Origin of the sequence: Mesorhizobium sp. UC74_2 (assembly GCF_042701485.1) — a bacterium.
GTDB lineage: Bacteria > Pseudomonadota > Alphaproteobacteria > Rhizobiales > Rhizobiaceae > Mesorhizobium.
This window is the reverse complement of sequence record NZ_CP170562.1, coordinates 3,663,314-3,686,477: the sequence shown is the minus strand read 5'-3', so window position 1 is coordinate 3,686,477 and position 23,164 is coordinate 3,663,314. Positions and strand designations below refer to the sequence as shown.

18 protein-coding genes and 1 pseudogene are annotated in these 23,164 nt (G+C 62.7%); 9 read left to right on the top strand and 10 right to left on the bottom strand.

Annotated features, from left to right (window positions below):
• The first annotated feature begins 1 nt into the window (after position 1).
• The 7 genes and pseudogenes from ACFJIU_RS17950 to ACFJIU_RS17920 all read left to right on the top strand — a co-directional run bounded on the left by ACFJIU_RS17950 (position 2) and on the right by ACFJIU_RS17920 (position 8,443).
• Positions 2-1,093 carry a 3-hydroxyacyl-CoA dehydrogenase NAD-binding domain-containing protein gene (locus ACFJIU_RS17950; protein WP_379062083.1) on the top strand — a complete coding sequence of 364 codons (1,092 nt, stop codon included), beginning with the start codon at positions 2-4 and terminating at the stop codon, positions 1,091-1,093.
• A gap of 3 nt (positions 1,094-1,096) precedes the next feature.
• Complete coding sequence (locus ACFJIU_RS17945) at positions 1,097-2,260, top strand: acyl-CoA dehydrogenase family protein (RefSeq protein ID WP_379062080.1); 1,164 nt, start codon at positions 1,097-1,099, stop codon at positions 2,258-2,260.
• 22 nt (positions 2,261-2,282) lie between these two features.
• Entirely contained in the window at positions 2,283-3,011 is a 729-nt protein-coding gene (locus ACFJIU_RS17940) for a DUF2161 domain-containing phosphodiesterase (protein WP_379062078.1), read from the top strand.
• Positions 3,008-5,161: an acetate--CoA ligase family protein gene (locus ACFJIU_RS17935; RefSeq protein ID WP_379062076.1), complete on the top strand. Its 2,154-nt coding sequence runs from the start codon at positions 3,008-3,010 to the stop codon at positions 5,159-5,161. Before ACFJIU_RS17940 ends, ACFJIU_RS17935 begins: the two co-directional genes overlap by 4 nt.
• Positions 5,146-5,928, top strand: coding sequence for a carnitinyl-CoA dehydratase (locus ACFJIU_RS17930; protein ID WP_379062073.1), 783 nt, complete (start codon positions 5,146-5,148; stop codon positions 5,926-5,928). Before ACFJIU_RS17935 ends, ACFJIU_RS17930 begins: the two co-directional genes overlap by 16 nt.
• 13 nt (positions 5,929-5,941) lie before the next feature.
• Positions 5,942-6,883, top strand: a complete 942-nt coding sequence (locus ACFJIU_RS17925; RefSeq protein ID WP_379062071.1) for an alpha/beta hydrolase — start codon at positions 5,942-5,944, stop codon at positions 6,881-6,883.
• 115 nt (positions 6,884-6,998) lie between these two features.
• A pseudogene (locus ACFJIU_RS17920) lies at positions 6,999-8,443 on the top strand (family 16 glycosylhydrolase).
• Positions 8,444-8,585: 142 nt separating this feature from the next.
• On the opposite strand, the gene ACFJIU_RS17915 reads toward ACFJIU_RS17920, so the two are convergent.
• From ACFJIU_RS17915 to puuE, 10 genes are all read right to left on the bottom strand, one after another.
• On the bottom strand, positions 8,586-10,175 hold the full coding sequence (locus ACFJIU_RS17915; protein WP_379062068.1) for an ABC transporter substrate-binding protein: 1,590 nt from the start codon (positions 10,173-10,175) through the stop codon (positions 8,586-8,588).
• Between the two features lie 92 nt (positions 10,176-10,267).
• The gene (locus ACFJIU_RS17910; protein WP_379062065.1) at positions 10,268-11,932 is read right to left on the bottom strand and encodes an ABC transporter ATP-binding protein; all 1,665 of its coding nucleotides are present in this window, start codon (positions 11,930-11,932) and stop codon (positions 10,268-10,270) included.
• Complete coding sequence (locus ACFJIU_RS17905) at positions 11,925-12,746, bottom strand: ABC transporter permease (protein ID WP_379062063.1); 822 nt, start codon at positions 12,744-12,746, stop codon at positions 11,925-11,927. Before ACFJIU_RS17905 ends, ACFJIU_RS17910 begins: the two co-directional genes overlap by 8 nt.
• Positions 12,747-12,753: 7 nt before the next feature.
• Positions 12,754-13,713, bottom strand: coding sequence for an ABC transporter permease (locus ACFJIU_RS17900; protein WP_379062060.1), 960 nt, complete (start codon positions 13,711-13,713; stop codon positions 12,754-12,756).
• A gap of 13 nt (positions 13,714-13,726) precedes the next feature.
• Complete coding sequence (locus ACFJIU_RS17895; RefSeq protein ID WP_379062057.1) at positions 13,727-15,316, bottom strand: ABC transporter substrate-binding protein; 1,590 nt, start codon at positions 15,314-15,316, stop codon at positions 13,727-13,729.
• A 379-nt stretch (positions 15,317-15,695) separates the two neighbouring features.
• Positions 15,696-17,285, bottom strand: coding sequence for an ABC transporter substrate-binding protein (locus ACFJIU_RS17890; protein ID WP_379062056.1), 1,590 nt, complete (start codon positions 17,283-17,285; stop codon positions 15,696-15,698).
• A 380-nt stretch (positions 17,286-17,665) separates the two neighbouring features.
• The gene (locus ACFJIU_RS17885) at positions 17,666-18,259 is read right to left on the bottom strand and encodes a nucleoside deaminase (RefSeq protein ID WP_379062054.1); all 594 of its coding nucleotides are present in this window, start codon (positions 18,257-18,259) and stop codon (positions 17,666-17,668) included.
• A complete protein-coding gene (locus tag ACFJIU_RS17880) occupies positions 18,256-18,765 on the bottom strand; it encodes an ureidoglycolate lyase (protein ID WP_379062052.1) in 510 nt (169 codons plus the stop codon). The genes ACFJIU_RS17885 and ACFJIU_RS17880 overlap by 4 nt, the downstream gene beginning before the upstream one ends.
• 63 nt (positions 18,766-18,828) lie before the next feature.
• Positions 18,829-19,662, bottom strand: coding sequence for a bifunctional allantoicase/(S)-ureidoglycine aminohydrolase (locus tag ACFJIU_RS17875; RefSeq protein ID WP_379062049.1), 834 nt, complete (start codon positions 19,660-19,662; stop codon positions 18,829-18,831).
• 25 nt (positions 19,663-19,687) lie between these two features.
• Positions 19,688-21,121 carry an allantoinase PuuE gene (gene puuE, locus ACFJIU_RS17870; RefSeq protein WP_379073148.1) on the bottom strand — a complete coding sequence of 478 codons (1,434 nt, stop codon included), beginning with the start codon at positions 21,119-21,121 and terminating at the stop codon, positions 19,688-19,690.
• Between the two features lie 182 nt (positions 21,122-21,303).
• Here puuE and uraH point away from each other — a divergent pair, with 182 nt between their 5' ends.
• Both uraH and xdhA read left to right on the top strand, forming a co-directional pair.
• Positions 21,304-21,678 (top strand): hydroxyisourate hydrolase, encoded by a 375-nt coding sequence (gene uraH / locus ACFJIU_RS17865; RefSeq protein WP_379062047.1) that lies wholly within the window; start codon positions 21,304-21,306, stop codon positions 21,676-21,678.
• A 3-nt stretch (positions 21,679-21,681) separates the two neighbouring features.
• The gene (gene xdhA / locus ACFJIU_RS17860; RefSeq protein WP_379062044.1) at positions 21,682-23,163 is read left to right on the top strand and encodes a xanthine dehydrogenase small subunit; all 1,482 of its coding nucleotides are present in this window, start codon (positions 21,682-21,684) and stop codon (positions 23,161-23,163) included.
• Position 23,164: the final 1 nt, after the last annotated feature.

The window sequence follows — 23,164 nt, the reverse complement described above, 5'->3', positions numbered from 1 at the left end:
AATGACAATCGAAAAAGCGGCCGCCATCGGCGGTGGAGTCATCGGCGCCGGCTGGGTCGCGCGCCTGCTGCTCAACGGCATCGACGTCTCGATCTACGATCCCGATCCAGAGGCCTCGCGCAAGGTCAGCGAAGTGATGAAGGGCGCGCGCCGCGCCTACAAGCGGATGCTGCCCGGCGGCCTGCCCAAGGAGGGCAAGCTTACCTTCGCCAAGACGATCGCCGAAGCGGTGACGGATGCCGATTTTATCCAGGAAAGCGTGCCGGAACGGCTCGACCTGAAGCACAGGGTGCTGGCCGAGATCGACCTGCATGCGCCGGCCAATTCGATCATCGGTTCGTCGACCTCCGGCATCAAGCCGTCCGACATGCAGGTGGCGATGAAGAAGCACCCTGAACGGCTGGTCGTCGGCCATCCGTTCAATCCGGTCTATCTGCTGCCCCTGGTCGAGATCGTCGGCGGCGCGCAGACCTTCCCGGAAGCGATCGAGGTCGCCAGGGAGATCTATTCGTCGATCGGCATGAAACCGGTGGTCATCCGCAAGGAGATCGAGGCGTTTGTCGGGGACCGTCTGCTTGAAGCAGCCTGGCGCGAGGCGCTCTGGCTGATCAAGGACGGCATCTGCACCGTCGAGGAACTCGATGACATCATGCGCTACGGTTTCGGCCTGCGCTGGGCGCAGATGGGCATGTTCCAGGTCTACCGCATTGCCGGCGGCGAGGCCGGCATGCGCCACTTCATGGCGCAGTTCGGGCCATGCCTGCAGTGGCCATGGACGAAGCTGACCAACGTGCCGGAGTTCAACGATGAACTGGTCGACCTGATCGCTGGCCAATCCGATGACCAGTCGTCCAAATGGTCGATCCGCGAGCTCGAGAAGATCCGCGACGACAACCTCGTCGCGATCATGGAAGCGCTGTCAAAACAGAACAAGGGCAAGGGCTGGGGCGCCGGCGCGCTGCACAACAGCTACACCAAGCAGCTGACTGATCTGGCCACGGCAAGGACAAAGATTTCCAGCGCCGCGGCGAAAGCCAAGGCGACCAAGCCAGTGAAAAAGGCGACCAAGAAGACGGCCGGGAAGAAGGGCTGAGCCATGCATTTCGGCCTGACCGAAGAACAGCAGCTCATCGTCGATACAACGCGCGCTTTCGTCGAGAACGAGCTTTATCCGTATGAGCTGGAGGTCGAGCGCAGCGGCCACCTGCGCATGGACCTGATCAAGGAACTGCAGGCCAAGGCGATCGCCGCTGGCCTCTATGCCGCCAACATGCCGGCCGAAGTCGGTGGCGCCGGCCTGGATACGCTGACCTGGCTGCTCTACGAGAAGGAGTTGGGCCGCGCCAACTATGCGCTGCACTGGACCTGCGTGGCGCGGCCATCCAACATCCTGCTCGCCGGCACCGACGCGCAGCGCGAGAAATATCTCTTTCCCTGCATCCGCGGCGAGAAATGGGACTGCCTCGCCATGACCGAGCCTGGCGCAGGCTCGGACCTGCGCGGCATGAAGGCGAGCGCGATCGAGAAGGGCGGCGACTGGGTGCTGAACGGCACCAAGCACTTCATCTCCCATGCCGACATTGCCGACTTCGCCATCTGCTTCATGGCTTCCGGCGAAGAGGACAGCCCGCGCGGCAAACGCAAGAAGATCACCGCCTTCTTCGTCGACAAGGGCACGCCCGGTTTCACCGTGCGCGACGGCTACCGCAACGTCTCGCATCGCGGCTACACCAATTCGGTGCTGGAGTTCGACGACTGCCGCATCCCGCAGGAACAGGTGCTGGGCGAGATCCACAAAGGTTTTGAGGTGGCCAACAGCTGGCTGGGCGCCACACGCCTGCAGGTCGGTGCCACATGCCTCGGCCGGGCCGAGCGCGCGCTGCAGCACGCCATCGACTATGCCGCGCAGCGCGAGCAGTTCGGCCAGCAGATCGGCAAATTCCAGGGCGTGTCCTTCAAGCTGGCCGACATGGCGACGGAACTGAAGGCAGCGAACCTGATGGTGATGGAAGCCGGCTGGAAATACGACCAGGGCAGCGTGACCGACCAGGACATGGCGATGGCCAAGCTCAAGGCCACCGAGGTGCTGGCCTATATCGCCGACGAGGCGATCCAGATACATGGCGGCATGGGTCTGATGGACGACCTGCCGCTGGAGCGTATCTGGCGCGACGCCCGCGTCGAGCGCATCTGGGAAGGCACGTCCGAAATCCAGCGCCACATCATATCGCGTGCCCTGTTGCGGGCAGTCGGAGGATAGCCTCGCATCATGGCCCCGTCTCATGGCTAAGACCGGCATCAGGGAGACCGAGCTCTATCTGCCTGTCAAGCATCTGCTCGAAGCGCAGGGCTATTCGGTCAAGGGAGAGGTCGGTGCTGCCGACATCGTGGCTGTCCGCGACGGCGACGACCCGGTCATCGTCGAACTGAAAGCGGGGTTTTCGCTGTCGCTGTTCCACCAGGCAATTCAGCGTCAGGCCATCAGCGATGCGGTCTATGTCGCTGTGCCGCGCGGCGCCGGGCGCGCTTCGCTCAAGGCGCTGGTCGACAACCGGAAACTCTGCCGGCGACTTGGGCTCGGCCTGATCACTGTCCGGCTCGCCGACGGTTTTACCGAGATTCATTGCGATCCCGCACCTTACAAGCCGCGGCAGTCGAAGCCGCGCAAGACCCGGTTGCTGCGTGAATTCGAAAGACTGGTCGGCGATCCGAACCTCGGTGGCGCAACCCGCCGCAATCTCGTGACCGGATATCGTCAGGAAGCGCTGCGCTGCCTCAATCTGCTCGATGAAAGAGGGCCGACGAAGGCGGCCGAAGTTGCCAGGCAGACCGGCATAACGCATGCCCGCCGTCTGATGGCCGACAATCACTACGGATGGTTCGAGCGGGTCGGCACCGGTATCTATGCGCTGAGCCCGAAGGGCGTGAAGGCGACGGAAGACTATTTGACCGAAATCGAAAAGCTCCGTGCGGCTCGCGCGGACAATGCAGTTGTGACCATCGAACCATGACAACGCCCCGCGACCTTTCCCGCCTGCTGCGCCCGAAGTCCATCGCCGTCGTTGGTGGTGGCTTCTTTGCCCCCAATGTCGTCAGGCAATCGCTCAAGATGGGCTTCGCCGGTGAGATCTGGCCGGTCCATCCGAGCAAGGACGAGGTGGCAGGCGTCAAGGCCTACCGCTCGCTCGCTGATCTGCCGCATGCACCGGATGCCACCTTCATCGGTGTCAACAGGCATCTCACCATCGATGTGGTGCGCGAGTTGAGTGCGAGCGGCGCCGGCGGCGCCATCTGTTTTGCGGCAGGTTTTCGCGAGACCGCGCACTACGAGGCCGAAGGCCAGGACCTGCAACTGGCGTTGATCGAAGCCGCCGGCGGCATGCCGATCATCGGCCCGAACTGCTACGGCCTGATCAACTACGCCGACGGCGCCTTGCTGTGGCCGGACCAGCATGGCGGTCGCCGGCTACAGGATGGCGAGAAGGGTGCGGCCATCATCACCCAGTCCTCCAACATCGCCTGCAACCTGACCATGCAGACGCGTGGCCTGCCCGTGGCGTTCCTGATGACGGCAGGCAACCAGGCGCAGACCGGCCTTTCCGAAATGGCGCTCGGCCTCATCGAGGACGAGCGCGTCTCCTGCCTTGGCCTGCACATCGAAGGCTTCGACAAGGTCGACGGCTTCGAGCGGCTGGCGGCACGGGCGCGGCAGCTGAAAAAGCCGATCGTTGCCATGAAAGTCGGCCGCTCCGAACAGGCGCGCGCCGCCACCATTTCGCACACTGCTTCACTTGCCGGTTCGGATGCCGCCTCCGATGCGTTCCTGAAGCGGCTCGGCATTCCGCGTGTCGATACCATCCCGTCATTCCTGGAAACGCTGAAGCTGCTGCACGCGGTTGGGCCGCTTTCGAAACCAACGCTGTCGTCGATGAGCTGCTCAGGCGGCGAAGCGTCGGTCATGGCCGATACCGCCGAAGGCCGGCGCGTGTACTTTCCAGCCTTGAGCGAAGCGCATAAGGCGCGCTTGCAGGAAACGCTCGGGCCGCTGGTCGCCGTCGCCAACCCGCTCGACTACAACACCTATATCTGGGGCAAGCAGGACGCGCTCACCGCAACCTTCTCGGCCATGGCGTCCGGCGGCTTCGGCCTCAACATGCTGGTGCTGGATTTTCCGCGCACGGACCGCTGTTCCGATGCCGACTGGTGGCCGACCGTGAATGCGTTCGAGGCCGCGCTGAAGGCCAACGGCGCGCATGGCGCCATCGTCGCCTCGATGGGGGAGAACCTGTCGGAAGATCATTCGACCGAACTGCTCAGGCGCGGGATCGTCCCGATCCATGGCATCGCCGAGGCGTTCGACGCAGCCGAAGCGGCCGTGTTCGTTGCGGAAGCATGGCAGCATCCGACCTCGCCGAGCATCGGGATCGGTGGTTCCGCACTTGGCGGAGGCGAGGCTGTCGCGCCTGAGCGGCAGCCGGACGAAGCCACCGCCAAGGCCATGCTGGCGGTTGCCGGCCTGCCGGTTCCGCAAGGCAGGCAGGCGGCGAACGTTGCCGGGGCCGTCGCGGCGGCCGAGGCGCTCGGCTTTCCGGTTGCGCTCAAGGCGCTCGGCGTTGCGCACAAGAGTGAACTTGGCGCCGTGCGGCTCAATCTGAGGAGCGCTGCGGATGTTCATGATGCCGCTACCGCTTTGCTGCCACTGGGCAGCGGGCTTTATGTCGAGGCGATGGTGACCGGCGGCGTCGCGGAGCTGATCGTCGGTCTGACCCGCGATCCGGTCTTCGGTCCGGTGATGACGGTCGGCACTGGCGGGGTGCTGGTGGAGCTTCTGAAGGACAGCGCCACGCTGCTTCTGCCGACCGCGCGCGACGAGATCGAGGCTGCACTGCGCAGCCTGCGCATGTTCCCGCTGCTCGATGGCTATCGCGGCCGGCCCAAGGCCGACCTCGACGCCGCCGTGGCGGCAATCGAGGGGATTGCCCGTTTCGCCATGGCTCATGCCGGTGGCATCGAGGAACTCGACATCAACCCGCTGATCGTCTGCGCCGAAGGCAAGGGAGCGTGGATCGCGGACGCCTTGCTGGTCGTGGCCGTCCCACAGCTTCCCGAAAAGACAACCGGCGTTTCGGCCGATGGAGAAAAAGAATGTCTGACGTCGTAAGAACCCGCCGCGAAGGTGTCATCCTCGAAGTCACGCTCGACCGGCCCAAGGCCAACGCCATCGATTTAAAGACGTCGCGCCTGCTCGGCGAAACCTTCAAGGCGTTTCGCGATGACCCGGAACTGCGCATCGCCATCGTCAAGACGGCCGGCGACAAGTTCTTCTCCGCCGGCTGGGATCTCAAGGCCGCGGCTGCCGGCGACGCCGTCGACGGCGATTATGGTGTCGGCGGCTTTGCCGGCCTGCAGGAACTGCGCGACCTGAACAAGCCGGTCATCGCCTGCGTCAATGGCATGGCAGTCGGCGGCGGCTTCGAACTGGCACTGTCCTGCGACCTCATCTACGCCTCGGATCATGCCAGCTTCGCGTTGCCCGAGATCCGCGCCGGCACGCTGGCGGATGCCGCCACCATCAAGCTGCCGAAGCGCATTCCCTACCATGTCGCCATGGATCTTTTGCTCACCGGCCGCTGGATGGATGTGCAGGAGGCGCATCGCTGGGGCCTCGTCAACGAGGTGCTGCCGGCCGACAGACTGGAAGATCGTGTCTGGGAGGTCGCCCGTCTGCTCGCCGGCGGTCCGCCTCTGGTCTTCGCGGCCATAAAGGAAGTGGCGCGCGCCGCCGAGACCATGGGCTTCCAGGAGACCATGAACCGCATCACCAAGCGCCAGTTCCGCACTGTGGACGAGCTGTATGCCTCGGAAGACAATCTGGAGGGCTTCAAGGCCTTCGCGGAAAAGCGCGATCCGGTGTGGAAAGGCAAGTGAGCGACAGACGGTCATGACCGACTACACCAAGCTGATCGACGCCGAGACCTGGGCCTTCATCGAGAAGACCAATTCCTACTATCCGCCTGACACGATCGACTACACGATCGAGCAGCAGCGCGGCATCTACAACCGCATGTGCCGGGAGTTCTTTGCGGGCTATCCGGAGGGCGTCTCGGCGGAAACGACCACCATCGCAACGCCTGATCATCCCATTCCCATCCGCATCTACCGCCAGGCGGACGCGGAGCCGCGGGCGCTGGTCCTCTATTTCCATGGCGGCGGGTTCATACTCGGTGGGCTGGACAGCCATGATGACGTCTGCGCCGAACTGTGCGGCCGCACCGGTTACGAGGTGGTTTCAGTCGATTACCGGCTGGCCCCGGAGCATCGTCATCCTGCCGCCTTCGACGACGCGATGGCGGCATTCGGCTGGGCAGCTTCCCGCTACCAGGTGCCGATCCTGCTGGTCGGCGACAGCGCCGGCGGCAACCTGGCGGCTGCGGTCGCGCATGCGACGCGCGCGCATCCACGCCGGGCTGTCGGTCAGCTGCTGATCTATCCCGGTCTCGGCGGCGATCAGTCCAAGGGTTCCTACGTCACTCATGCCGAAGCGCCGATGCTGACGATGCGCGACCTGATCTTCTACAAGAATGTCCGCACCGGCGGGGAAGGGCGCATACTCGACCCAACCATTGCGCCAATGCTCGACCGCGACTTTTCAAAACTTCCACCCACTGTGGTCATCACGGCCGAATGCGACCCGCTGTCTTCCGATGGCGAAGCCTATCGCGACCGTATCCTGGCGGCTGGCGGCAAAGCGTTCTGGCGAGAGGAAGCAGGCCTTGTGCACGGCTATCTGCGCGCCCGCCACACCGTGACGCGTGCCCGTGAAAGCTTCTCGCGCATCGTGGAAGCCGTGTGGCGACTGGGCAGAAGCGAATGGCCGCATTGAGCCGCGGCCATCGGTAACAGCCTGTATCATAATGTTAGCATTTTAGCGGGTCGTCAGATTAGCGGGTGGATGCTAGCTTGAAGACGGGTGGCATTTTCGACGACAGGAGATCGTCATGGCCACCGTGCGCAACGCCAAGGGCGTGCTGCTTCCTTACAGTGATCCCTCCGTCAGCCACTTTTCGGCGACCAATTCCGGCCCTGACCTCTACGGCAGCGTCCGCAACGATTCGCTGTGGGGCGACAGCAGGGTGAACGTCACCATGCATGGCGGGCTGGGCGACGATATCTACCATCTCTATTCGGCCATCAACCGCGCGGATGAACGCCCGGGTGAGGGGATCGACACTGTCGAAACCTGGATGAGCTATACACTGCCCGCCAACATCGAGAACCTCACCGTCACCGGCAATGGGCGCTACGCCATCGGCAACGATCTGAACAACATCATCAGCGGCGGTGCCGGCAAGCAGACGATCGACGGTGGACTGGGCGACGATGTCCTGAAGGGCGGAGGGGGCAGCGACACCTTCCTGTTCGAGAAAGGCAATGGCAGTGACCTGATCCTGGATTTCGGCAGCGACGATAATGTCCGCCTGACCGGCTATGGCTTCAGTTCCTTCGCCGAGGTCAGGGCCAGCATGGTCCAGTCCGGCAACGACGTGCGGCTGAACCTCGGGCCAACCGAATTCCCGTCTTTGCCAACACCACCGTCGACCAATTGAAGGCGGACCAGTTCGAGCTCAGCCTTGACCGGTCCCATCTCAACCTCTCCTTCTCGGATGAGTTCAACACGCTGAGCCTGCGCAACGGCACCTGCGGCACCTGGGACACCAATTTCTGGTGGGGCGCCAAGAACGGAAGCACGCTGACCTCGAACGGCGAAAAGCAGTGGTACATCGACCACGACTATGCACCGACCAGTTCGGTCCAGCCGTTCGATGTCGAGAATGGCGTGCTGACCATCACCGCCGCCCGGGCCGAAGACACGATCAAGCCCTATATCAACAACTACGACTACACATCGGGACTGCTCAACACCTACGGATCGTTCGCCCAGACCTACGGCTACTTCGAGATCCGCGCCGACATGCCCGACAACCACGGCGTCTGGCCGGCTTTCTGGCTGTTGCCGGCGGACGGATCGTGGCCGCCGGAGCTCGACGTGGTGGAAATGCGTGGCCAGGATCCGAACACGGTCAATGTCGCTGCGCATTCAAACGAGACCGGCAGCCGTACCACCGTCGGCTCGGCGGTAGGTGTTCCCGATACCGAGGGTTTCCACAATTACGGCCTGCTTTGGACCGAGGACGAACTGGTCTGGTATTTCGATGATACCGAGATCTTTCGGACTCAAACGCCGTCAGACATGCACAAGCCCATGTATATGCTGGTCAATCTGGCTGTGGGCGGCGCCGCCGGAACACCGTCGGACGGGCTGGCGACACCCGCCGAAATGCAGGTCGACTACATCCGCGCCTATGAGTTGAACAACGCGAACGTTCAGGCGGACAACGCCCGGATTGATCATGTGGTTCATGCCTATGACTGGTGGCACTAGGGCGGCCTGCGTCCGTTCAGACGGACAAGGGACGCCCTGAAAATTCGCGCATGACGAAGCTCTCCTAACTCATGCGCTGAGCCACCGTCTTCAGCGCCATGCGGCGATCCCTTCCTGCCGCATGGCGCTGTGTTCTTGAGGGTCAGGCCTTCAGCCAGCAGGCTCCCAGGGCATAACCATCCATCATCTCGCCCTGCGGATTGGCGGCCCAGCCGTCGATCTTGCTGGTCGCCACAGCGTCGATGAACTGGTTGAAGAACGGTACGATCGTGCCGCCTTCGTCGCGCACCATCATTGCCATGTCATGGAACAGCGCCTTGCGCTTGTCCTGGTCGAGTTCGCCTCGTGCCTTCATCAGCAACTGGTCGAAATCCGGGCGTTTGAAGCGCGTGTCATTCCAGTCCGCGGTGGAGGCAAGCGCCGTTGCATACATCTGCGCCTGTGTCGCGCGGCCGCCCCAATAGGAGAGCGAGAACGGCTTCTTGTTCCACACTTCCGACCAGTAGCCGTCGCCGGGTTCACGCTTGATTTCGATCTTGATGCCGGCTTTGGCGCAGCTCTGCTGGTAGAGTTGGGCGGCATCGACCGCTCCGGGAAACGCGACATCGGAAGTGCGCAGCAGGATCGATCCCGAATGGCCGGACTTCTTGTAGTGCTCCGCGGCTTTTTCAGGGTTGAATTTGCGCTGCTCGATGTTGTCCGGAAACAGCGGATAGGCCGCGTTGATCGGGAAGTCATTGCCGAGCGACCCGTAGCCGAACAGGATCTTGGAAAGCAGCTCCTCGCGGTCCATGGCCAGTTTCAATGCCATGCGCAGGTCGGCATTATCGAAGGGGGCGGTGTCGCAGAACATGTTCAACGGATAGAAGCCACGCCCCGAGGTCGCTTCCACCGACACGCCCGGCACCCGCTTGACGAGGTTCACCACTTTGGGCTCGACCCGGTTGATGAAATGCACCTGGCCGCCCTGCAGCGCCGCCAGCCGCGCGGTCGCGTCGTTGATGACCACGATCTCGACCTGGTCGGCGTGGCCAAGCTTGTCGCCGCCCCAATAGTTGGCGAAGCGCTCGCCGCCATGGCGCACGCCGGGCTCGTTGACCTTGACCTTGTAGGGGCCCGCGCTGATGCCGGCATTGGGGTTGTCCCTGCCGCCATTCGGCTGGATGACGAGGTGATAGTCGGCCATCAGGTAAGGGAAGTCCGCATCTGGCTCAGCCAGCGAGACGATCACTTCCTTGCCTTCGGCTTTCATCGCCTTGATGTTCTTCAGAACGCCGAGCGCACCCGATTTGGATTTCTCGTCGGCATGCCGCTCCAGTGTCGCGAGCACATCCTCCGCCTTCACGGTCTTGCCGTTGTGGAACTCGATGCCGTCGCGGACCTTGATCGTCCAGATCCTGGCATCGTCCGACGAACCGATCTCCTCCGCGATCATGTTTTCCAGGTCGCCGTCCGGCGTCAGCCGATTGAGGAACTCGCCCCATTGCTTGCAGAAATTGAAAGTGACCTGGCTGAGGTTCGTCGCCGGATCGAGGCTGTTGGTCGACTCGCCCCCTTGCAGGCCGGCCCGAAGGAGACCGCCTTTGGCCGGGGTTTGTGCAAAAGCGCGGTCGGCCAGCGTGCCGGCCATGGCGGCGGTCACGCCGAGCGCTGCGGCGCGGCCGAGAAAATCGCGGCGGGTGATGCCGCCTTTGCCGGCCAGCCTGGCGAGATGATCGAGTTCGGTTGTCATGTTCTGCTCCCTTCCCATTTTGGGCTTGTCCGCCCCCAAGAAGATCACAGTGGCGGCCGCTCGTTGCGGCCGCATGACAGTCAGCTGGAAACCTAGTTCCCGGCGCTCTCCATGCGCCGGCCCTGGATCGCACTTTCCAGCCAGCCCTGTTCCATCTCCGGCACCGAAGAAAGCAGCAGATCGGTGTAGGCGTCGAAGGGGGGCGCCAGCACCTGGTTTTCGGGACCGTAGCGAACGACTTCGCCGCGATACATGACCGCGATCGCGTCGGCGATCGACTTCACCGTGGCGATGTCGTGCGTAATGAACAGGTAGGCGACCTTTTCTTCCTGCTGCAGTTCGAGCAGCAGTTTCAGGATGCCGTTGGCAACCAGCGGGTCGAGTGCGGACGTGACCTCGTCGCAGATGATCAGCTTCGGCTTCGCCGCCAGCGCGCGGGCGATGCAGACGCGCTGCTTCTGGCCGCCGGAAAGCTCGGCCGGATACCGGTCGGCGAAGCCCTGGCCCATCTCGATCTTGTCGAGCAGTTCGGCGACACGCTGGTCGCGCGCCTTGCCGCGCATGCCGAAATAGAATTCGAGCGGCCGGCCGATGATGGTGCGCACGGTCTGGCGCGGGTTCATGGCGACATCGGCCATCTGGTAGATCATCTGCAGTTGGCGCAGGTCTTCCTTCGGCCGGTCGGCGAGGCGGTTGGACAAGGTGCGGCCATCGAAGCTGATCGAGCCCGCTTCCGGAGGCAGAAGCCCGGTGATGGCCCGGGCCAGCGTCGATTTGCCGGAGCCGGATTCGCCGACCACCGCCAGCGTCTGGCCGGGATGCAGGTCGACCGAAACATTCTTCAGGACCTTGACGGCGCCGCCGCCATAGGCCGCCGTCACATTCTTCACCGAAAGCACCGGCGTGGAACTCGGCTGCTTTTCGGCGTGGTCGATCTCGTGCACGGCCACCAGTGCACGGGTGTAGTCCTGCTGCGGCAGCTTGATGATCTGGTGCGTATCGCCGCGCTCGACCAGCCTACCGTGGCGCAGCACCAGGATTTCGTCGGCGACCTGGGCTACCACGGCGAGGTCATGGCTGATGTAGAGCGCCGCGACATGGGTGTCTCGGATGGCATCCTTGATCGCCGCCAGCACATCGATCTGCGTCGTCACGTCCAGCGCTGTCGTCGGCTCGTCGAAGACGATGAGGTCCGGTTCCGAACACAGCGCCATCGCCGTCATCACGCGCTGCAGCTGACCACCCGAGACCTGGTGCGGATAGCGGTTGCCGATGGCCTCGGGATTGGGCAGGCTGAGTTTCTTGAAAAGCGCGATGGCGCGCTTTTCTGCCTCGGCGCGCGTGGCGACACCGTGCAGCAGAGCCGCTTCCACGACCTGATCCATCAGCTTGTGCGCAGGGTTGAAGGCGGCTGCGGCCGATTGCGCTACATAGCAGACTTCCCGGCCGCGCAGCTTGCGCACGCCCTTCGGGTTCAGCGGCAGGATATCGCGCCCGTTGAGCAGGACCTGGCCGCCGGTGATCTTCACACCGCCACGGCCATAAGCCATTGACGACAGGCCAATGGTTGACTTGCCGGCACCGGATTCACCGATGAGGCCCAGAACCTTGCCGCGCTTCAGCGTCAAGGAGACGTCATGCACCAGGGTCACGGTCTTCGGTGCTTCGTCGGGCGGAAACACCCGCGCCTCGATCCTGAGATCGCGGATGTCGAGCAGCATTTCGGGCTTTTGCGTTGCCGCCTGAGCCTTAGCCATTGCCGCGTCCTCCCTTCAGGTCCGAGGTGCGGTTCAGCACCCAGTCGGCGACCAGGTTGACCGAGATGGCGAGCAGGGCGATCGCTGCCGCCGGGATGAGGGCCGCGGGAATGCCGAAGACGATGCCGTCCTTGTTCTCCTTCACCATACCGCCCCAGTCGGCGTCAGGCGGCTGGACGCCCAGGCCAAGGAAGGACAGCGCCGACAGGAAGAGCACCGCATAGATGAAACGCAGGCCAAGTTCCGAAATCAGGGGCGAGAGCGCGTTGGGCAGGATCTCACGGAAGATGATCCAGCGCATCCCTTCGCCGCGCAGTTTGGCGGCTTCGACGAAATCCATGACGTTGATGTCGACGGCGACCGCGCGCGACAGGCGATAGACGCGGGTGGCATCGAGGATGCCCATGACCAGGATCAGAGTGAGGATCGTGGAGGGCAGCACCGACAGCACCACCAGCGCGAAGATCAGCGTCGGGATCGCCATCAGCAGATCGACGAAGCGCGACAGGATCATGTCGAACTTGCCGCCGATCGTCGCTGCCGTGAAACCGAGGATGGAGCCCAGGCAGAACGCCAGCGCCGTTGCCAGCACCGCGATGAAGATGGTGACGCGCGCGCCGTAGATCATGCGCGACAGCAGGTCGCGGCCGAGATTGTCGGTGCCCAGCACGTTCGCCGACGACATCGGCGCCCAGACGTCGCCGACGATTTCGCCGTTGCCGTAGGGCGCGATCCAGGGTGCGAAGATCGCGCAGATCAGGAACAGTCCGGTAAGGATCAGGCCGATCCAGGCGGTGAGCGGAATGTTTTTCATGCCGCCCTCACTTCGGATGCCGCAGACGCGGATTGGCGAGGATCGCGGCGATGTCGGCGATCATGTTCAGCGTGATGTAGACGGCGGCGAAGATCAGGCCGACAGCCTGCACCACCGGCACGTCGCGCTTGGCGACATGGTCGACCAGATATTGCCCCATGCCAGGATAGACGAAGATGACCTCGACCACGACGACGCCGACGATCAGATAGGCAAGGTTCAGCATCACCACATTGACCACGGGCGCGATCGCATTGGGGAAGGCGTGCTTGCGGATGATGTCGAAGGGCGACAACCCCTTGAGCTCGGCGGTCTCGATATAGGCCGACTGCATGACGTTGAGGATCGCTGCGCGTGTCATGCGCATCATATGCGCCAGCACGACCAGCGTCAGCGCCGTCGCCGGCAAGGCGATCGCTTTCATGCGCTCCAGGAACGGCATGCCGTCATAGACCGTCGAGATGCCGGGGAAGATCTGCCACTGCACGGCGAAGAAATAGACGAGCAGGTAGCCGATGAAGAATTCCGGCAGTGATGTGGACGCCAGTGCCAGACCCGAAATGAGTTTGTCGACGAAACCGTTGCGGTAGCGCACCGCAAGCAGGCCGAGGCCGATCGCCAGCGGCACCGAGACAATGGCAGCCCAGAAGGCGAGGAACAACGTGTTCCACAACCGCCCGCTGATGGCGGAAGCGATGTCCTGTCCCGACGACAGCGCTGTGCCGAGGTTGCCGGTCAGGATGCCGCCCAGCCATCTGAAATAGCGGATATAGGCGGGATCGTTGAGGCCGAGTGCCTCGCGCAGGTTGGCGAGCGACTCTGCCGTCGCCGACTGACCGAGGATGGACTGGGCGACGTCGCCCGGAAGAATCTGCGTGCCGACGAAGATCAGCACGGAGACGGCGAACAGGAGCAGAAGGCCCAACGCGATGCGTTGGGCGATCAGCTTCAGGATGGGCGAACTCACCGGGCGGTCCGGATCAGGCCGCAAGCCAGCAGATCGACAGCGCGTAGCCGCCGCACATCTCCTGCGCCGGGTTGCTTACCCAACCCTGAACACCCTTCCCGGAAGCGTCGATATACTGGTTGAAGAACGGAACGATCAGGCCCCCCTCGTCGCGCATCACCGTCGCGATGTCGCTGTACATCTTCTTGCGCTTATCTTGATCGAGTTCGCCACGAGCCGCCAGTACCATCTTGTCGAATTCCGGCCGCTTGAAGCGCGTGTCGTTCCAGTCCGCGCTGGAGATGTAGGCTGTGGAATACATCTGGTCCTGCGTCGGCCGTCCGCCCCAGTAGGAGAGTGAGAATGGCTGCTTGTTCCAGACTTCCGACCAGTAGCCGTCGCCCGGCTCGCGCTTCACCTCGATCTTGATGCCGGCCTTGGCGCAGCTCTGCTGATAGAGCTGGGCGGCGTCAACCGCGCCGGGGAAGGCAACGTCCGAGGTCCGAAGCAGGATGGTGCCGGAATGGCCCGACTTCTTGTAGAATTCGGCGGCCTTCTCGGGATCGAACTTGCGCTGTTCGAGATCGGTCGGGAACAGCGGATAGGCTTCGTTGACCGGGATGTCGTTGCCGACCTTGCCGTAGCCGCGCAGGATCTTCTCCAGCATCTCCTCGCGGTCCATGGCAAGCTTGAGCGCCATCCTGAGGTCGTTGCTGTCGAAGGGGGTGGTGTCGCAGAACATGTTGAACGGGTAGAAACCCTTGCCCGACACGGCCTGGATGGTAACGCCAGGCACGCGCTTGACCAGATCGACGATCTTCGGCTCGACACGGTTGATCATGTTGACCTGGCCGCCCTGAAGCGCGGCGGTGCGCGCGGTCGCATCGTTGATGACGATGATCTCGACCTGGGCGGCATGACCAACTTTGTCGCCCTGCCAGTAATTGGCGAATTTCTCGCCGCCATAACGGACGCCCGGCTCGTTGACGGTCACCTTGTAGGGGCCGGCGCTGATGCCGGCATTCGGATCATCCTTGCCGCCGTTCGGCTGGATGACGAGATGGTAGTCGGCCATCAGATAGGGGAAGTCGGCGTTCGGATCCTTGAGGGTGATGACGACCTCGTCGCCGTTCACCGCCATCTTGTCGATGCCCTGCAGAATGCCGAGCGCTGCCGATTTCGACTTCGCGTCGCTGTGGCGTTCGAGCGTGGCGACGACGTCCTGCGGCGAGACCGTCTTGCCGTTGTGGAACTCGATGCCCTTGCGGATCTTCATCGTCCAGATCTTGGCGTCGTCCGACGACCCGACCGACTCGGCGATGCGGTTCTCCAGGCTGCCATCGGGGTTCAGTTCGACCAGCATCTCACCCCAGCACTTGCCGAAGTTGAAGTTCACCTGGCTGAGATTCAGCGCCGGATCGAGCACGTTGGACGATTCGCCGCCTTGCAGGCCGGCCTTCAAGGTGCCGCCCTTGACCGGGCCTTCCGCCCTGGCGGCATCGCTGAGAAGCGTGTTGGCGAAAGCCGCGGTGACGCCAAGCGCTGCCGCACGGCCGAGGAAATCGCGGCGATTCAGCTTGCCCGCGGCGACGCGGCGGCTGAGGTACTCGAGTTCATTGGTCATTCCTGTTCCTCACTCTTTTGGCTCGACCGTTTGGTCGATTTCTTGTTCTTGTCAGGAGAATAATGGACGTAAGGGAAACTTCAGCGCAAGGCCGCATGCGACATCGACTGCCGCATATGGCATGTCGTTTTTGAACTGTTCATGCGCGCGCGGTTTTTTGCTTTTCAGGAAAATCGCGGTCAGATTGTCCCCAAAACCATTTTTTCTCCCTTGAAAACGATGATTTTGGGCCGCCGGACACTATTTGTCGATTGTCTGTCAGTCGGGATTGGGCCAGTTACCACGGGGGTATTCTATCTGCGACGTGATTGCGCGGCGTATCGAACGTCCGCGCAACCGATGGCTGCAAAGGTCCAGCCATACTGTCGCCAAAGCTTCCCTAGGCCTGCAGCCAGCATTTGGTCAGAGCATGACCGTTCATCAGTTCGCTGTTCACATCGTCCACCCAGCCACCGACCTTGGCGCTGGTTGCATCGATATAGTCGTTGAACATCGGAACGATGACACCGCCTTCATCCCGCAGCATGACGCCGGCCTGGCGATAAAGCGTCTTGCGCTTGGCCGAATCGAGTTCCGAACGCGCCTGCAGGATCAGCTTGTCGAAATCGTCGCGGAAGAAGCGGGTGTCGTTCCATTCCGCGTTCTTGAGATAGGCGATTGAATAGACCTGATCCTGCGTCGGGCGGCCTGTCCAGTAGGACATGGAGAAGGGCTGCTTGTTCCATACTTCGGACCAGTAGCCGTCGCCGGGCTCGCGCTTGACCTCGATCTGGATGCCGGCCTTGGCCGCACTCTGCTGGTAGAGCTGGGCGGCATCGACCGCGCCGGGGAAGGCGACGTCCGAGGTGCGCAGCAGCACAGGTCCGGAATGGCCGGACTTCTTGAAGTGGAACTTCGCCTTGTCGGGATCGTATTTGCGCTGTTCGATGTCGTCCGAGAACAGCGCGTAGGCCTTGCTCGCCGGCATGTCGTTGCCGACGGTGCCATAGCCGCCGAGAATCTTCTGCACCATCTCCTCGCGGTCGACCGCGTATTTCAGCGCCAGCCGGAGATCGTTGTTGTCGAAGGGCGCGGTGTTGCAGTGGGCGATGAAGACGTAGTGGCCCTTGCCGGCGACGTTGCGGATGGTGACGCCCGGCACGCGTTTGACCAGCGAAACGATCTTCGGTTCGACACGGTTGATCATATGCACCTGGCCGCCTTGGAGCGCCGAGGTGCGTGCGGTGGCATCGTTGATGACGATGATCTCGATCTGGTCTGCGTGACCGCGCCTGGCCTGGTCCCAGTGGCCTTCGTGCCGGGCGCCGACATGACGCACGCCGGGTTCGTTGGTCACGATCTTATACGGGCCGGTGCCGATGCCCGCGGTCGGATTGCCCTTGCCACCATTCGGCTGGATCATCAGGTGGAAGTCAGCAGCGACGTAAGGCAGGTCGGCGTTGGGTTCCTTCAGCTTGATGACGACATTGCCGCCATCGGCCTTGACGCTGTCGAACTCGGAGATGAAGGCAAGCGCCGCCGACTTCGAGTTCTTATCGCCATGGCGCTCCAGCGTCGCCACGATGTCCTGTGGCGTAAGGTCCTTGCCGTTGTGGAAGGTGACACCCTTGCGGATCTTGAAGATCCAGGTCTTGGCGTCGTCGGACGACTCGTAGGATTCGGCGAGCTTGGGCTCGATGCCGCCGGTGGGTGTCACTTCCACCATCTGCTCACCCCAGCAGCGGCCGAACGTGTAGGGAACCTGGCTGGCCCAGAGCGCGGGGTCCAGGCTGTCGGTGGCTGCACCGCCCTGCATGCCGGCCTTCAGCACGCCGCCCTTGATCGGGCCTTCGGCTCTTGCTGCATCGGCGAGCAGCGTATTGGCGAAAGCGGCGCTGACACCGAGCGCCGCAGCGCGGCCCAGAAAATCGCGACGGTTCAGCCTGCCGGCGGCAACGCGACGGCTGAGGTATTCGAGTTCATCCGACATTGGTTCCTCACTCTTTGGCTCGACCGTTCTGGTCGATTTCTTGTTCTTGTGAGGAGATAATGGACGTAAGGGAAATTTCGTCACGAGGCAGAATGCGACATCGATTGCCGCATATGGCGTGTCGGTTTTGGGCTGCTCGTGCGTGTGCGATTTTTGTCGTTTTGGAAAACGGCGGCCAAAGCAGGTCGGAAACGGCGCTTTTGCCCTTACGAAATGGCGATTTTCAGAAGTTGAACGCGGTTTTTCAGCTTGCCGGGCTGCTGTTTTCGAAGCGGCCTGCGCAGACCATCCTGTTTGCGACGGAAGGCCTCGCGGGCACGCCATGGGCAGGCTTCATCCCGGATGCGGCCGTAAGAGGCTTCCGTGCCAGGATGCTGCGGCTAGTTCAGCGGGATATCGTTGTCGGCCTTGCCGTCCTGATAGTCGGCGGAAAGCGCGTCATATCTGTCGGAGATCGTCTTGATGCGGGTTTCCAGCCGATTGCGTTCCGTTTCCGGCAAGGCGCGTACCAGACGGCGCAGGGAGTAGCTTTTCCAGTAGGCGTTTTCGGCGTTGTAGCCGCCGGGCTCAAGCGTGAAGACCTCCTTCAGTATCTTCAGGTCGTGCGGGATGGCGAAGCTGTCGCGCGAATCCTCGTGGCTGAACAGGTAGTAGAAATTGTCGAAGCCGGTCCAGGTGATCGCCGACAGGCACAGCGAACACGGTTCATGCGTGGCCAGGAAGATCGCATCCTTGGTATCGACCCGCTCGGCCTTGGGCATTTCGTAGAAACGCTTGAGGCAATGCACTTCGCCATGCCAGAGCGGATTCTCGGTCTCGTTGTTGGTCTCTGCCAGAACCAGAGCGCGGTCGCTCTTGCGCAGGATTGCGGCGCCGAACAGCTTGTTGCCATCGGCGACGCCGTCTTTGGTCATCGGCACGATGTCGTGTTCGATGACGTCGAGCAGGCGGTCGATCAGGGAAACATCGGTCATGACTGGAACCCTTCGGGCAGGTGGATTTCATACGGGTGCGAGAAGTGGAACTCCTCGACATTGGAGCCGTCGCCGCCACGGTCGACCACGACGAAATCCTGCGGTTCGCCGATCGGCGTGAGCACGCCGTGCCAGAGATTGCGCGGGTAGTTCACGCCTTGGCCGGGCCTGGTGATGAAGGCACGCGGCTCGGCCGGGCCATCCGGGCTGTCGTGGCAGACCACGACCACGAAGGGGCGCGGCGACAGCGGTACGAAAGCCTGACTGCCGAAGGGATGCCGTTCCACCATCGAGAGCCTCAATGGGAATTCGTAGGGTGTGCCCTTGAACAGGTTGATCAGCACATGGCCGTTCGGACCGGCGGCTTCCGGACGGGCGAGCGCGTGATAGCGTTCGCACCTGCCATTGTTGATCGGGTAATGGCTGTCGGTCTCGGTGTCGATGACTTCGCCGAATTCGGCAAAATTCGCGCGCGTCAGAGGCTTGGCGGTGATGATGCGCGTCATGATCTGACCTTTTTACAGCTCCTGGCCCGACCACTTCGGCGAGGCAACAGCACAGCCTGGGTGTTAGCGTCCAAAACCACCGAGCTTGGCGTGACGGTTGACATCCTTGTAGAGCAGGTAGCGGAACTTGCCCGGCCCCCCTGCGTAACAGGCCTGCGGGCAGAACGCGCGTAGCCACATGTAATCACCGGCCTGCACTTCCACCCAGTCCTGGTTGAGACGGTAGACCGCCTTGCCTTCCAGCACGTAGAGCCCGTGCTCCATCACATGCGTTTCCGGGAACGGAATGATGCCGCCCGGTTCGAACGTGACGATGGTGACATGCATGTCGTGACGCAGGTCCAGAGGATCGACGAAACGGGTCGTTGCCCAGCGGCCTTCGGTATCCGGCATCGGATTGGGGGCGATATCGTTCTCATTGGCGAAGATCGGCTCGGGCACATCGACGCCCTCGGCCTTTTCATAGGCTTTGCGGATCCAGTGGAAACGCGTGGTCGCCTTGCCGTTGTTGCGCAATGTCCAGCCGCTTGACGGCGGCAGGAAAGCGTAACCGCCCGGCTTCATCTCGTGGCTCTTGCCGCCAAGCGTGACGGTGACCTCGCCTTCGACCACGAACAGCACGCCTTCGGCCCCGCTGTCCGGTTCAGGCCTGTCACTGCCACCGCCCGGCTGCACTTCCATGATGTATTGCGAGAAGGTCTCGGCGAAGCCCGACAGCGGCCGGGCGATGATCCACAGCCGTGTCTTGTCCCAGCCCGGCAGGTAGGAGGTGACGATGTCGCTGAACTCACGTTTGGGGATGACCGCATAGGCTTCTGTGAACACCGCGCGGTCGGTGATCAGGTCGGTCTGCGGCGGCAGTCCACCTTTCGGCGCGTAATAGGTGCGATCGGCCATCTTCATCATATCCATCAGTTCAGACCTATTTGGGCAGTATTTCCTTGAGGCGCAGCAGCGCGATGCGTTCGACCTGCCTGCAGGCGGTTTCGAATTCCTCTCCGCGACCGTTGCCGATGCGGGTCTCGAAAGCCGACAGGATCTCTTCCTTGGTCTTGCCCTTCACCGCGATGATGAAGGGGAAGCCGAAGGTGGTAACGTAGGCGGCGTTCAGCTTGGAGAACAGCTCGCGCTCGGCGTCGGTCAGCGCATCGAGCCCGGCGGACGCCTGCTCCCTGGTCGAGTCCTCGGTCAGCCGCTTTGCCTGCGCCAGCTTGCCGGCAAGGTCCGGGTGCGCGGTCAGCACACCGAGACGTTCGGTCTCGGAAGCCGAACGGAAAGCACGGCAGAGTGCATTGTGCAGGCCGCCGGCGCTGTCATGCGCAGGCCCGAGTTCCAGTTCGAACGCGCGCTCGGCAATCCATGGCGAGTGTTCGAAGATACCACCGAAGCGCTGCACGAATTCCGGCCTGTCCATGCGCGATGGGCGCAGGGCTGCCGGTTCGTAGGGATGATGGTCACGCCAGTGATTGGCGATATCGATGCGGCGTGGCAGCCAGACCTTGTCGTGGCCCTTCACATAGTCGATGAAGCGCTGCAGTGCCGCGGCGCGTCCCGGCCGGCCGATCAGGCGGCAATGCAGGCCGATGCTCATCATGCCGCCGCGCCCGGCCTTGCCTTCGGCATACAGTGTGTCGAATGCGTCCTTCAGGTAGGCGAAGAACTGGTCGCCCGAATTGAAACCCTGCGGGGTGGCGAAGCGCATGTCATTGGCATCAAGCGTGTAGGGGATGACAAGCTGCGGCGGTATGGCGTTGCCGTGGCCGTCATGGTCGAGCCAGTAGGGCAGGTCGTCGTCATAGGTGTCGGAGATCCAGGCAAATCCACCTTCGGCAGCCGCCAGCTTCACTGAATTCACCGAGGTACGGCCGAGATAGAGGCCGGTCGGGCGCTCGCCCACGACTTCCTTATGCAGGCGGATCGCTTCGTCGAGGTCGCGCTTTTCATCTGCTTCGTCGTGGTCGCGATAGTCGATCCATTTGAGACCGTGCGAGGCGATCTCCCAGCCGGCGGCGTCCATCGCGGCGACATGATCGGGCGAGCGCGCGAGTGCCGAAGCGACACCATAGACCGTCACAGGTACGCCCGCTTCGGTGAACATGCGATGCAGCCGCCAGAAGCCGGCGCGGGCGCCATATTCGTAGATCGATTCCATATTCCAATGGCGCTTGCCAGGCCAGGGAGCGGCGCCGACCACTTCCGACAGGAAAGCCTCAGAGGCAGCATCGCCATGCAGGATGCAGTTCTCGCCGCCTTCTTCGTAGTTGACGACGAATTGCACGGCGACATGGGCGCCACCCGGCCATTTCGGGTCTGGCGGGTTGGCTCCGTAGCCACGCATGTCCCGTACGTAACGCATCATTCCTCCCTGCCGGTTGCTCCGGAAGTGGGCCCAAGATATCCAAAGCTTTGCACCGCCATTACCACGAAATTTTTGAAAGTGCTTTTTGGTGCCGTCCGCTCGACCAGGGCTTATCCATCGCCTTTAATTGGCGCACAATTCATCACTATGTTCGATTGTACCGGAATGGGAGGCGGCAATTGGCGGAAACGTCGCACAACAATGGCGGGCGTCTGACGACGCATGTGCTGGATACGGCGACCGGCAAGCCGGCGGCCGGCCTGCTCGTCGATCTGTTCCGTCTCGAGGACGGCAAACGCACGCATTTGAAGAGTGTGACCACCAACAGCGACGGCCGCTGCGACGCACCGCTTCTGGCCGGTGACGAATTCAAGCTCGGTGAATATGAGCTGATTTTCTCGGCCGGCGACTACCTGCGCCGCTCCGGCACCGAGTTGCCCGAACCGGCTTTCCTGGACATCGTGCCGATCCGTTTCGGCATGGCCGAGGCCAAGCACTATCACGTACCGTTGTTGATCTCGCCCTACAGCTATTCGACCTACCGGGGAAGCTGAGCAATGGCCAAGTTGAAGACCCGCTCCGAGCTGCGCTTCATCCTCAACGGCCGCGATGTCGCTCTGAGCGATGTTGCGCCGGACCAGACGCTGCTCGACTGGCTGCGCCTGTCGCGCTCGTTGAAGGGATCCAAGGAAGGCTGCGCCGAGGGCGACTGCGGCGCTTGTACGGTCCTGGTCGGCAAGCTGGTCGCTGGCAAGCTGGTCTATGAGAGCGTCAACGCCTGCATCCGCTTCATGGGCTCGCTCGATGCCACCCATGTCGTGACCATAGAACATCTCGCCGGCACGGAGGACACGCTGCATCCCGTGCAGCAGGCGATGGTGGATTTCCATGGTTCGCAATGCGGCTTCTGCACGCCGGGTTTCGTCATGTCGCTCTACGCGCTCTGGATGAAGTCGCCAGAGCCGTCCGACGCCGAAATCGAGAAGGCGCTGCAGGGCAATCTCTGCCGCTGCACCGGCTATGAGGCGATCATGCGCGCCGCCCGTGCCATTTCCAGCTACGGCAAGGCAGCGAAGGATCCGCTGCAGGCCGAGCGCAAGTCCGTGATCTCACGTCTGACAGAACTTCAGGACGGCTCTCGCGTCGAGGTCGGCACCGGCAAGGACCGCTTCATCGTGCCGGCTGACGTCGATGACTTCGCCAGGGTGCTGGAAGCCGAACCGCAGGCCACCATCGTCGCAGGCTCGACTGATGTCGGCCTTTGGGTGACCAAGCATATGCGCGACATCTCGCCGGTGGTCTTTATCGCCGGGATCGAAGGGCTGCGCACGATCTCCGAGGACAAGGGTGTCATCTCGATCGGCGCTGGCGTCACCTACACCGAAGCCTTCTCCCTGCTGGCCAAACGCATACCGGCGCTCGGACCGCTCATCGACCGCATCGGCGGCCAGCAGGTCCGCAACATGGGCACGATTGGTGGCAACATCGCCAACGGTTCACCCATCGGTGACACGCCGCCGCCGCTGATCGCGCTCGACGCGAAGCTCACCCTGCGCAAGGGCAAGAAGCGCCGCACCATTTCGCTCGAGAAGTTCTTCATTGCCTATGGCAAGCAGGACCGGCAGCCGGGCGAGTTCGTCGAAGCCGTGCATGTGCCGATCCCGGACAAGGGTGACAGGTTCGCGGTCTACAAGATCACCAAGCGACGCGACGAGGACATCACTGCGACGCTCGGCGCTTTCAGCCTGAAGCTCGCCAAGGATGGCACGGTGGCATCGATCCGCATTGCCTATGGCGGCATGGCGGCGACGCCAAAGCGGGCGAGTGCGGTTGAGAAGGCGCTGGTCGGCAAGCCGTGGACCGAGGAAACTGTGGAAGCGGCGATGGCCAGATACGCCGAAGACTTCGCGCCACTCACCGATATGCGTGCGACCGCCGAATACCGGGCGCTGGCGGCAAGGAACCTTCTGCTGCGCTTCTACACCGAGACCACCGGCACCAAGGCGCCATTCCAGGTGTCGCGGAACAGGGCGGCGTGAG